This window comes from Rhizobium mesoamericanum STM3625, from assembly GCF_000312665.1.
Classification (GTDB): Bacteria; Pseudomonadota; Alphaproteobacteria; order Rhizobiales; family Rhizobiaceae; genus Rhizobium; species Rhizobium mesoamericanum.
Genome location: NZ_HF536773.1, coordinates 1,110,168 through 1,121,687, shown reverse-complemented (window position 1 = coordinate 1,121,687; position 11,520 = coordinate 1,110,168). Strand labels below are relative to the sequence as shown.

Sequence of the window (11,520 nt, the reverse complement as noted above, 5' to 3'; positions counted from 1 at the left end):
CTGGGAGGGTTGAACTTGGAGAAAAACCAAGGAGCACGGGTCCTTGCCTGCACCGCTGTGATCGTGCCGGCCCGAAACGAATGCGAACTTGGGCCGACCGAGAACTGGGTCGTCCTGGTGAGAAGCGAGATTATCGCGCGGGCACGCCGGCGCATGCTCGAGACGGCGGGATCGACAAAAGACGACAGCGACGACAGTCCGAAGCAATGAGGTAACGGTCAAATGCCAAGCGGAAACGAGATTTGCAGTGCGGCCATCGGCCGTCGGCTCGGGAGTTTCCGGAAAACCGTATTCGCCGCGACGCTTGCCTTCTGCGCACCGGTTCTGGCGACGAACGCGATCGCTGCGACCGCTGCTCAGACACTGATTCCCTTGAGCCCGGATTTCGACTACTCGCACATCTGCGTCGCACCGCCAGCGGTGCCCGCGCCGCGCAACTGGAACCGATGGGACGGAAAGAGTCAAAGCACGCTCTCGCCCGACGACATGCTGCGGGATGCGCAAACGCTATTCGACCCCTACAGTCTCTATCAGAGAAGCCCGGCAACTGCCGAGCGCATTGCCCTTTACCTCAGCCAGGTACCGTTTGCCGGAGCGGGTCGCGCGCTTCATCTTTACGCCCGTATTCTTGCCGACGACGACAACGCGTCTTTGCACGCCGATGATATCGTCCGGGTCGAGACGGAGGCGATCAAACGCGGGACGATCGAGGCGGGAACGTTTCTCGGCAGGCTCTATCGCGAAGGACGGATCGTGCCAGCCGACCCCAAGAAGTCGCAGACATATCTCACTGCGGCGGCAAATGCCGGCGATCCGAATGCCGAGGTGGAGCTTGCGCGCCTCTATTACCGGAATCAGCAAATCGCTGAGAGCGCCGACGCGAGCCGTCTCTATCTGAACCGTGCAGTTTCGAAAATGTCCGAGAGGTTAGGCACTGGCGATTGCAGCGTTCTGACCGGTTTTGCCGACATCCTGGTCGACCCCGATTTGGGTCTCGACGACCAACAGGGCGCAGCACAATGGCTGCAGGCTGCCGTGAAACTTGGTGATGTCAGGGCAATGTCGACGCTTGCGCGCCGATACCTGCAAGACAGTGACGCCGCCAATCGACAGCAAGCGATGGCGCTTTTGAGGCAGGCCTCAGCGCTTGGGCACTCGGCGAGCCGGCTGACGCTTGCCGACCTTCTGCTTTCAACCTCAGCCGAAGGAAGCAGTAAGAACGAAGCATTCAAACTGTTGGCTCAGGAAGCAGAGCGTGGCAACCCGCGTGCTTTTGAAATGAAGGCCGCCTACTATCGGGGGACCTATGGCACCGAAGCCAATCCCGGTCTCGAACTGCAGAGCCTGCAGAAGGCGGCCGCGCTGCCTGACGTCAACCTGCGCACATTGGAGCAACTCGGGATCATGTACGCACGTGGCAGCGCCGGTGCGCCGAATTTCGAACTCGCCAAGCAGACGCTGGTGAGGGCTGCAGATCTTGGATCACCCCGTTCCGCCTTCGAGCTCTACAATCTCGCGTCGGGCGAAAAGCCGTCGATAAGGCTCGACAAGGATCCGTTGACATATCTGAAGGCGGCCGCCGACCATGGCCTCGGTGTTGCAATGAGCGAACTCTCATCGCTCTACTCCTGTGGGACGGGCGTCGAGAAGGACCGCGCCAAGGCGCACGTCTGGCTTGAAAAGGCAGCGGCTGCGGGCAACGCAGCAAGCCTGCTGGCATTGGCAGACGAGGCGTCCGCCAAGCGCACATATGATGGCAACGCGATAGCCCTCAAGTATCTGATGCAGGCAGCCGAGCAAGGTGACGTCGAAGCCATGATGCGGGTTAGTCTATCTTACCGTGACGGCCGGGGAACGACGAAGGATGCTGCCGCGGCTGACGCATGGTACAAGCGCGCGATGACCGCTGACGCTGGTGTTGCGACGTTGACGGAGGCGCAGGCGGTCCTGTCACCTGATGCCCCCGAGGAGCGCGATGCTATGAGGGCGAGAGCGATGCTGGAGGCGTCGGCCCACACAGGAAACCCGGAGCTGCTCTTCGAGTTGGCCAGGCTTTACATCGATCCCGATCCAACGCTCGAACCTGATCCCAAGAAGGCTGCAGCCCTTTTTGTCGCGGCGGCGTCCAAGGGCAGCGTCTCGGCAATGCTGCGGCTGGTGGACATGAAGGTAACGGCCGCTGACGGTGGCGGGGCAGATTGGCAGCGGTGGCTTGCCCGCGCGAACGCGACTGGCGATTTGCGCGCGCTCCTAAAGCAGGCTGAGTTCGAAAGCGATCCCGAGCGGCAAGCGACCATTTTCAAAGTCGCGCTCAGCCGTCCACTTTGTCAGGAGAAAGAAAAGGTTCAGGTCGCAGCGGCGATACGAACAGTGCCGCGGTTTAAGCAGGATTATCTCGGTCTCTTCGATCAGCTGATGGCCGAGCCAATGAAGGATCCGGGCTCGGAATACCAGGTTGCCCGCATCATGCTGGACGAACGACCAGCTGAAAAGGCAAAGGCAATCGAGCTCATGAAGGCCGCTGCCGAGGGAGGAAAGCGAGAGGCCATGCGCGAGATCGGCCGCATGTACAGCACCGGCGAGGGGTTGCCGGTGGATGAGAACAACAGCTATCTGTGGCTCTTAAAAAGCGCGCGGCTCGGCGACGAAGCCGCCTTGCAAAGCCTGGTGACAGAAATTTTGTCGCAGCAGGCAACCCTCGACGACCCCTCCAGAGGTGACGAGAAGGTAGAAGCGCTGCTGCGCGATCTCGCGGCGCAGAATTCACCGCAAGTCGCAATGTTCCTCTCCAGGCTTTATCTGCGGCTCTCCGAAGGCAGCCCCGCATTCACCCAAGCGGCAAAGACCTGGACCCTGAAGGCCGCAGCCCTCGGGAACGGCTCCGCCATGATCAAGGTGTCCGACTTCTACGCGGCTGGCACCCACGGGTTCGAACACTCCGATACAAAGAGCACTGAATGGCTCTCAAAGGCGGCCCATGCCGGCTACCGCGGCGCCTTTGAAAAGTATGCAATCGCGCTGCAGATCGGCTTCGGCACAAAAGCCGATAGCGAAGAGGCACAACGCTGGCTGAGCAAGTCGACTGACTTGGCAAACTGAATAGTCATGCAGGAGTAGGCGTCATGAAGACCATCCTACGCATATCGCTGACCGCTCTGATGGCGACAGCAACGATGGCGACCGCCGAAGCGAGAGTCGTAAAACCTACGCCTCGACCCGTCGTCGAAACATACGCCAATTGGGAAGAACTCCGGCTGGCAAAGGGCTGGCCCGAAGTAAATGCGGCGGCCAAACTTCCCTTGCCCAAACGCCTGTTGATTGCCACCGCGGCGCTGACCGCACCCGATCGAAAGGTGCGCGATCCCAACTACGGCTTCGCTCTTTTACTGACAGGCCCGACGTCAAGAGACACGACAAGGCTTCTCGCCAAGGGCATTCTCATGAACGACTATGTCTTTGGGGATAGGACACCGGCCGTCCTGCGCGCACTTGCTGCTGAAGCGATGCGAGGGTGCAAGAGCTGCGTAGCGGCCTACGGACTGATTCAATACGCCGGGCTCGATGTCCCACAAAATGACGTGGTTGCCTATAAGTGGTACCGATGGGCGGCCGTTGTCGGGAACGCCAAGGGCATCGAGGCAACGTCGCTTGCGCTGGCCGAAGGCCGTGGCACCCCCAAGAACATCCCCGAAGCGAAGAAATGGGCCGCCAGGCTTGAGCCGGCTCGCCGGGCAAAGCTCTATACAGAGATGGCCACGCGCATCGTACTCAGCAAGACGCCTGAGGATATGGCCGCGAGCTCCGAGTTGCTTCTGCAATCAATGGCGCTCAACCCGGTGGACGCAGGCCGACCCGCGAAGCAATTGCTCAATCTCGACTATCCAGCCTCCGTCCAAGATGAAGCAATGGCCGCCATCCGGGCGGAAGGACGGGCAGCCGACCCAAATGCACTCAAGGTGATGGCGCAGGTCCTGTGGAAGAGGGATCAGCCGCAGGCCGTCAACGAGGCGATTTCGATATTCCGAACACTGGCGGAACGCGGTAACGCCGATGCCATCGATTATCTCTCAAAGGCCCTCGCGCGTTCAGATGTCGACAAGAAAGGGAAGGATCTGATTGTCTCAAGCCTTCAATCGGCCGCAGCCAGCGGTTACGTGTCGGCGTCAAAGGTGCTGGGCGATGCCTACTACTATGGTACCGGCGTTACTGCCTCGCTTGAAACAGCACAGACCTATCGCGAGAGCGCAGCCAAGCAGAACGATCCGGAAGCTCAGTACTTACTCGGGATGATGATGCTGCAGTCGACCGATAAACCGCAAGACGACGCCACAGGGCGACAGTGGTTGGAGAAATCGGCGGCGGGCGGATATCCGCTGGCGCGCGCCGCGCTCCAGAAGCTGTCATCCAACTGAACCGACACCTGTACCTGGGAAACGACCGGTTAGCAGCCAGCTAGCGGCTCGAGCTGAACCTTGCCCTTCTTCTTTTGCGTCGTTTCGGAATTGCTTTGCGAGTTGTTGCCGCAAACCTTGCCCTGTGGACCGCGTTCAGCTCGCACGACCGCTACGCCGACCTTGCGAAACGTATTGCCGTAAACATCGTTGTTGATGCCATCCCTATCGCTGTCTCCGCCGAGACGCACACCCGCGCCGCGAACATTGCTGACGGTGTTGTAGCGGAAGACATTGTTGTTGCCGCGAGAATCGAAGCCGCCAGAGTTCTTGTCCTGCTGGCCGGAGCATTGGTTATGCTCGACGACGTTGCGGCTTGACCCTTCCTTGATATCAACGCACTCGTTGCCCCTTGTGTCGATGACATTGTGATGGATGTGATTGGCGTCGGAGGCGTCAACGGATCGGTCCGGAGCTCCATGCGCGCCTCGCTGTTCCGGCGCCGTACCGATGTAGATGCCCTCACCATTTTTACCGCCATCCCGGAAGGCGAAGTCATAGCGGCCACAATTGCTGATCTGCGAATAGGCGATTTCATTGCGGCGCGTCTGGTAGCGAAGCCTGATGCATTCGCCACCGGCGTTCTTGACGGACATGTTCAAGATCCGCAGGCCCGTTACACCGTCTCCGGGCGTCTTACCAATTACGTAGATGAGCTTGTCGCGGTAGCTCCCATTGGTGTTGCCGGCACCGAACTTGCCATCGACGGTGAAGCCGCGCAGTTCCACATAGTCGTGGTTGATTTCGATCACTCTTGGTGCACCGGCTCCCCTGACGCTTGCTGACCGAGGACCGGTGATCACGATCGGTTTTCCCGGCCTGCCGTTTCGGACCGTCTTGAAATCTTCATAGTACACTCCGGGTCTCAGCCGGATTACGTCGCCGGGCTGTGCTCTGTTGAGAGCAGCCTGGATGCCGTGCATTGACGAAGGAAAAACATCAATTGTTGCCGCAAAACTTGCACTCGCTAGCACCGTGCAACTGCAAAAGGCAACCAAGCGGGCGAAAAGAAAGCACGTCAAAGATCCATGAGTCATTGTGAACCTCTTCGCAATCTTCAAAGGACCTATCTGGCAGTGGAAGAAGCATATCTTCGGGGCAAGTAAACGGATGCGTTTGCCCTAAGATATTTTAGGAATATCTCACGTGACTATGGCAAATGATTGATAGATAAACAGATATAATGTCGTTTTTCTTCTTGTGACTCGAAAAAATCTTGTCCATCAACATGAGCTAATATAGCTTTATATTCCTGAGAATGAAGGAGCTGGACCATGTTGAGACTATTCCTCGTTACCTCCACCCTGCTGTCATTATCCGCGCCCAGCGTTCTCGCAGACAGTCCCTGGTATAGGATTATTCCGGTTCCGAATGCGCCCGGCTGTAAGGTTCTTGCCGACGCCAATGGCCGGCCTATTCAGCAGCGCTACGAGAAAGGCGGCGCGCGCATCTATGCCACCGGTGGCAAGGCATGCCCTCAAAAATTCCCGGGGGAAAGCTACGCCACGATTTCGACTGCGCGGTCGATTACAACAGACGGAAATTTCGCGCGCATCATAACCAAGACACGCAAACTGGTGGTCAGCCGCGGGGGCACAGGCAGCAATTATACGTTTGCAATAAACAAGCTCGACATACCAAGGTAGCAGCGACCCTCGGGACCCGAGTCTTCGGGAGAATCCGCGCTGTCGCTCGCCAACGCGTCCAGAGCGCAACCAGCAAGAATCGTGAAGCTGCCGCTACATGGCAGCGGGTGATCTAAGCCATGGCCGGCGCAAGATCTTGGTTAAGGCGGCACGGAATACGGCTTTGGTCGCGCGGCAATAAGAACACCCGAGTGCCACTGCATTTTCTAGGCTGCCCAGCGTCTGAGACGGCATCTAGCAAGCGGCAGCGCTGCATTTTAGCAGCCAATGACATGGATTGATTCCACCGATACACGGGTTCCCTGAATGCGCCAAACAACGCATCGTTAATTCTGCATATATAGCAGTATATCTTGAATTGAGTTTCAATTACTCGTGAATAAATACCGCGCTGCGACCGATACGCGCGAAGTATAATCGACAATTGTCCAAGTTGTTACGCAATAAGGCGTATTCTAGGTTAATTGTTGGGCCCGTTTAACCCGTGCTAACTATACGGCAGGGTTGAGGGTGTGAATCATGACCATTCCAGTCGAGCAGAACTGGGGCCCGCATCTTTCCGTCAAGAGCGACCGGAAATGGTTCGGTTTCAACAGCATTGCGATTACCGGCTTCGCGGCGGCGTTCGATTTCATTCTTCTCATCGCGGCAAGCGCTGCCGGCCACTTGTTCTACGAACGGCTCGTCTTCGGCGGCCTCGCCGATCCGTCGCTTTACGTTGGCATCGGCTTGCTTGTTGCCACGATTTTCGTTCTGGCCATGTTTGGCATCCATGCCTATCGACCTGGCGAGTTGCTCTCGTTCCGTCGCCAGTTGCTATGGATTTCCGCATTCCTGCCTGCAGTTTTTTTGTTCCTTCTCGCTGTTGTCCTGTTCCTGAAGATCGGTACGACAATATCTCGGGGCGCAATCATCACGACTGCGGTTTTCTCGATAGGTGGACTGATCGCATTGCGCCTGTTCTGGCACCGCCACCTCAGCAGAGCCGTTGCGCGTGCGGCGTTTCCAAGCCGCAGAGTACTGCTGATTTGTCCGGGTGCGATGCCGACCGAGCCTGTCGTTCAACGCGCCGCACTGAGCGGCCTTTGTGTTAAGCACACGATGCGAATTACCGAAGCCAATATGGCCTTGGCGTCAGCAAGCGAAGCCTATGAGAAGCATGGCATCACCGACGTCGATGAGGTGCTTGTCGCCTGGAGTGATTATGGGAACTTGCCTGCGCTGGAACAGTGTCTGATCGCTCTTCGCCAATTCTGTGTGCCCGTAAGCGTCATGTTCGGCGGCATTGTTGGCGATGTCGTCGAAGGCTTGGCGCAAACCGTCGGGGAACGGCGCGTCTTTCAGACACACCGGCCGCCGCTCGACTATTACGAGCGCGGGCTGAAAAGGGCGTTCGACATTGTCTTTTCGATTGCCGCCTTGGTGGTCATGTTTCCGATCTGTGTCGTTATCGCGGCTGCCATCAAACTCGACAGCCCCGGACCAGTCTTTTTTGCGCAATCGCGAAAGGGCTATAACGGTCGCGCGTTTCGCATCCTGAAGTTCCGCAGCATGTCCGTGATGGAAGATTCCATCAACGTGCGTCAGGCAACTCGCAACGATCCTCGGGTCACTCGGGTCGGCAGCTTCATCCGGTCAACCAGTCTGGACGAACTGCCTCAATTCTGGAACATCCTTCGAGGCGATATGTCGGTGGTCGGACCGCGTCCGCATGCGCTGGTACACGATGATATTTACGGAGCGCTTATCGCCCGATACGCCTCACGCAGGCATGTCAAACCGGGCCTCACTGGCTGGGCTCAGATCAATGGATGCCGCGGCGAAACGCCGACTGTGGACCGGATGGCTGATCGTGTTCGTCATGACCTCTGGTACATCAACAACTGGTCACTGTGGCTGGATCTGAAAATAGTCTTCTGGACCGCAGTCACGGTCATTGACCGTCGCAACGTCTACTAGGGTCTTATCGCTGTCGTGTGTTTGAGTTTGCTGGAGAGGTGAGTAAGCGATGATTTTGGTGACTGGCGGCGCCGGTTTTATTGGCTCGAACTTCATTCTCGATTGGTTATCGCAACATGATGAGACTGTTCTCAATCTCGACGCGCTGACCTACGCCGGCAACATTCGCAATCTGGATTCGCTTGCCGGCGACAGCAGACACATCTTCGTGCATGGGAGTATTGGCGACGCGACACTGGTCGCGAGCTTGCTGGAACGGCACAAGCCAAGAGCCGTGATTAATTTCGCTGCTGAAAGCCACGTCGATCGGTCCATTCACGGCCCAGAGGATTTCATTCAAACCAACATCGTGGGAACCTTCCGGCTGCTCGAAGCAACGCGGGCCTATTGGGCAAGACAACAGGATCGCCAGGCTTTTCGTTTCCTGCATGTATCCACGGACGAAGTGTTCGGCACGCTTGCCGCGGACGATCCTGCCTTCGACGAACAGACGCGCTATCAGCCCAACAGTCCCTATTCCGCCAGCAAGGCGGCCGGCGATCATCTTGTGCGGGCCTATCACCACACCTACGGTTTGCCCGTCCTCACCACAAATTGCTCAAACAATTACGGCCCGTATCATTTTCCGGAAAAGCTCATTCCGCTGGTCATTCACAATGCCCTGCAGGGACGCCTGTTGCCTCTTTACGGCGATGGCCAGCAAATTCGTGATTGGCTCTACGTCAAGGATCACTGCAGCGCCGTCAGGCGTGTCTTGGAAGCCGGTCTGCCAGGACGCACGTACAATATCGGCGGCTGGAACGAGCGGACCAACCTCGACGTTGTCACCATGGTCTGTGCCGTGCTCGACGAGCTTCAACCGAAGGCGGACGGAACCTCCTACCGGAGCCAGATCACCTTTGTCAGTGATCGACCCGGACATGATCGGCGATATGCGATCAATGCGAACCGGATCGAGGCGGAGTTGGGCTGGCGACCGTCGGAGACGCTGGAAGGCGGGATCAGGCAAACAGTGCGTTGGTATCTCGACAATTCCGACTGGGTTACGGCGGTCACGTCGGGCAGCTACCGCAACTGGATAGCGAAGCAATACGCATGAACATCCTGCTCCTTGGCAAGACCGGCCAGCTCGGCTTCGAACTCCAGCGCACGTTGCTTCCCCTCGGCACGGTCACAGCACTCGGGCGGGACGGCCTGGACCTCGAATCAACTGATAAAATTGCCGCAACTCTGGAAGCCCACGCTCCAGATCTCATCGTCAACGCGGCGGCTTGGACGAAGGTCGACCTGGCGGAAACCGAATCCGACCGGGCTTTTCGTATCAACGCCGATGCCGTCGCAACCATTGCCAGCTTTGCACAGGCGCACGGGGCGACCCTTGTTCACTATTCGACGGATTACGTGTTCGACGGCCGGAAGCAGGATCCCTACGTGGAAACCGACGAGGCGAACCCGTTGAGTGTCTATGGCCGATCAAAGCGGGCGGGTGAACGGGCGGTTCAGACGTCCGGATGCAAGTTCATCCTCATGCGAACGAGCTGGGTCTTCTCCGCAGAAGGCGCCAATTTCATCAACACCATCCTGCGCCTGGCCCGGGAGCGTCCTAACCTGCGCGTCGTGGCCGATCAGTTTGGCGCCCCAACATCGGCGGAACTGATTGCCGACGTGACGGCTCTGGCGGTAGCCGCGCATCGCCTCGAGCATCTCCCTGATGGTATTTATCACACGACGGCACAAGGCCGAACCAGCTGGTACGAGCTTGCTTGCCACGTCGTCAGGCGTGCCCGTGAGCTGGGCTTTGACTTGCAGGCGGATGTCACGAACATCGAGCCGATTGCAACCGAGGAATATCCTCTGCCAGCGGCGCGGCCACGCAATTGCGTGCTCAACAGTCATGCGCTCGCTGATCGCCTCGGATTGGAGTTGCCGGACTGGACCGTCCACGTGGAAAGAATGCTTCAGCAACTTAGAAAACGGGAGCTGCAGTCGTGACTCGAAAAGGCATTATCCTCGCCGGCGGCTCTGGCACGAGGCTTCATCCGGCGACACTGGCGATCAGCAAACAGCTGCTGCCCGTGTTCGACAAGCCGATGATCTACTACCCTCTAAGCACGCTGATGCTTGCTGGTATTCGCGACATTCTGGTGATCTCGACGCCACAGGATACGCCGCGCTTCGAAGCTCTGCTTGGCAGCGGCCACCAGTGGGGCGTGCGTTTTTCCTATGCGGTGCAGCCCTCGCCGGACGGTCTTGCCCAGGCGTTCATCATCGGCGAGGACTTTCTCCGTGGAGCGCCCTCGGCGCTCGTGCTCGGCGACAATATCTTCTATGGGCACGATCTGCCATTGTTGCTGCAAAGCGGTATGTCGCGCGAAACGGGAGCAACCGTTTTCGCCTATCATGTGCTTGACCCGGAGCGCTATGGCGTTGTTGAATTCGACAGCGCAAACAAGGCCCTCTCAATCGAGGAGAAACCGTCTCAACCCAAATCGAACTTTGCCGTGACCGGGCTTTATTTCTACGACGAGCGGGCAGTTGAGTTTGCCAAGCAGCTCAGGCCTTCGGCGAGGGGCGAATTGGAGATCACCGACCTTAATAGCCGCTACCTAAATGACGGTAACCTGACCGTGGAAATAATGGGTCGGGGATATGCCTGGCTGGACACGGGCACCCATGACTCTCTCCTCGACGCCGGCCAGTTCATTTCGACGCTGGAACATCGCCAAGGCCTGAAGGTTTCATGCCCAGAGGAGATTGCCTTCCGCAATGGCTGGATCGACAGCCGCCATCTCGAGCAACTGGCGGCGCCACTTGCCAAGAGCGGCTACGGCAAATATCTCCTGCGCCTCATTACGGAGGCCGCAAGTCAATGAAGGCAAAATCGCTGGCAATTGTCGACGTATTGCTGATCGAGCCTACGGTCTATGGCGACGACCGCGGCTTTTTCTTCGAAAGCTTCAACCAAGCGCAGTTCAAAGCGGTGGTCGGTCGTGATGTCAGCTTCGTGCAGGACAATCATTCCAAATCGGCAAGGGGCGTGCTGCGAGGCCTGCACTACCAGATCAAACAACCGCAGGGAAAGCTGGTGCGTGTCGTTGAGGGCGAGGTATTTGACGTTGCTGTCGATCTTCGTAAGGGATCACCGACGTTTGGCAAATGGGTCGGGGAAATCCTGTCCGCTGACAACAAACGTCAGCTCTGGATTCCGGCCGGTTTCGCGCATGGCTTCCTCGTTCTGTCCGAAACAGCGCAGTTCCTTTACAAGACCACTGACTTCTATTCGCCGGAGAACGAGCGGGCGATCATCTGGAATGACCCCACGCTGAGTATTCATTGGCCACTGGATACGATGCCCATCCTTTCAGGAAAGGACGCCGTCGCGCCGGCGTTGCGAGATGCGGAAGTCTTCAACGGTTCGCTGGACTCGTGAATCTTGTTGCTTCATCTCATAGTTGAAAATATGC

10 protein-coding genes are annotated in these 11,520 nt (G+C 57.9%); 9 read left to right on the top strand and 1 reads right to left on the bottom strand.

Translation table 11 applies throughout. From position 1 onward, the window contains the following. The first annotated feature begins 15 nt into the window (after positions 1-15). Genes BN77_RS25505 through BN77_RS25495 form a run of 3 tightly spaced genes read left to right on the top strand, consistent with a single transcriptional unit; the run spans position 16 to position 4,412 of the window. Complete coding sequence (locus tag BN77_RS25505) at positions 16-210, top strand: hypothetical protein (protein WP_040678455.1); 195 nt, start codon at positions 16-18, stop codon at positions 208-210. A gap of 12 nt (positions 211-222) precedes the next feature. Beyond that, positions 223-3,099, top strand: a complete 2,877-nt coding sequence (locus BN77_RS25500; RefSeq protein WP_007537576.1) for a tetratricopeptide repeat protein — start codon at positions 223-225, stop codon at positions 3,097-3,099. 23 nt (positions 3,100-3,122) lie between these two features. Next, positions 3,123-4,412 carry a tetratricopeptide repeat protein gene (locus BN77_RS25495; RefSeq protein ID WP_007537574.1) on the top strand — a complete coding sequence of 430 codons (1,290 nt, stop codon included), beginning with the start codon at positions 3,123-3,125 and terminating at the stop codon, positions 4,410-4,412. Positions 4,413-4,441: 29 nt separating this feature from the next. On the opposite strand, the gene BN77_RS25490 is transcribed toward BN77_RS25495, so the two are convergent. After that, the gene (locus tag BN77_RS25490; RefSeq protein ID WP_244426238.1) at positions 4,442-5,308 is read right to left on the bottom strand and encodes a right-handed parallel beta-helix repeat-containing protein; all 867 of its coding nucleotides are present in this window, start codon (positions 5,306-5,308) and stop codon (positions 4,442-4,444) included. A gap of 417 nt (positions 5,309-5,725) precedes the next feature. Between BN77_RS25490 and BN77_RS25485 the strand changes: the two genes are divergently transcribed. From BN77_RS25485 to rfbC, 6 genes are all read left to right on the top strand, one after another. Further along, the gene (locus tag BN77_RS25485; protein ID WP_007537570.1) at positions 5,726-6,097 is read left to right on the top strand and encodes a hypothetical protein; all 372 of its coding nucleotides are present in this window, start codon (positions 5,726-5,728) and stop codon (positions 6,095-6,097) included. A gap of 519 nt (positions 6,098-6,616) precedes the next feature. Next, positions 6,617-8,056 (top strand): exopolysaccharide biosynthesis polyprenyl glycosylphosphotransferase, encoded by a 1,440-nt coding sequence (locus BN77_RS25480; protein WP_007537568.1) that lies wholly within the window; start codon positions 6,617-6,619, stop codon positions 8,054-8,056. A 49-nt stretch (positions 8,057-8,105) separates the two neighbouring features. Further along, positions 8,106-9,155: a dTDP-glucose 4,6-dehydratase gene (gene rfbB / locus BN77_RS25475; RefSeq protein ID WP_007537566.1), complete on the top strand. Its 1,050-nt coding sequence runs from the start codon at positions 8,106-8,108 to the stop codon at positions 9,153-9,155. Next, entirely contained in the window at positions 9,152-10,048 is an 897-nt protein-coding gene (rfbD, locus tag BN77_RS25470) for a dTDP-4-dehydrorhamnose reductase (RefSeq protein WP_007537564.1), read from the top strand. Before rfbB ends, rfbD begins: the two co-directional genes overlap by 4 nt. Next, positions 10,045-10,929: a glucose-1-phosphate thymidylyltransferase RfbA gene (gene rfbA / locus BN77_RS25465; RefSeq protein WP_007537560.1), complete on the top strand. Its 885-nt coding sequence runs from the start codon at positions 10,045-10,047 to the stop codon at positions 10,927-10,929. The genes rfbD and rfbA overlap by 4 nt, the downstream gene beginning before the upstream one ends. Continuing rightward, complete coding sequence (rfbC, locus tag BN77_RS25460; protein WP_007537558.1) at positions 10,926-11,486, top strand: dTDP-4-dehydrorhamnose 3,5-epimerase; 561 nt, start codon at positions 10,926-10,928, stop codon at positions 11,484-11,486. The genes rfbA and rfbC overlap by 4 nt, the downstream gene beginning before the upstream one ends. Positions 11,487-11,520 lie beyond the last annotated feature (34 nt).

Bases quoted from the DNA above. Each gene is read 5' to 3' on its own strand.
- BN77_RS25500 (WP_007537576.1), top strand. From the start codon at position 223: ATGCCAAGCGGAAACGAGATTTGCAGTGCGGCCATCGGCCGTCGGCTC.
- BN77_RS25495 (WP_007537574.1), top strand. From the start codon at position 3,123: ATGAAGACCATCCTACGCATATCGCTGACCGCTCTGATGGCGACAGCA.
- BN77_RS25485 (WP_007537570.1), top strand. From the start codon at position 5,726: ATGTTGAGACTATTCCTCGTTACCTCCACCCTGCTGTCATTATCCGCG.
- BN77_RS25480 (WP_007537568.1), top strand. From the start codon at position 6,617: ATGACCATTCCAGTCGAGCAGAACTGGGGCCCGCATCTTTCCGTCAAG.
- rfbB (WP_007537566.1), top strand. From the start codon at position 8,106: ATGATTTTGGTGACTGGCGGCGCCGGTTTTATTGGCTCGAACTTCATT.
- rfbD (WP_007537564.1), top strand. From the start codon at position 9,152: ATGAACATCCTGCTCCTTGGCAAGACCGGCCAGCTCGGCTTCGAACTC.
- rfbC (WP_007537558.1), top strand. From the start codon at position 10,926: ATGAAGGCAAAATCGCTGGCAATTGTCGACGTATTGCTGATCGAGCCT.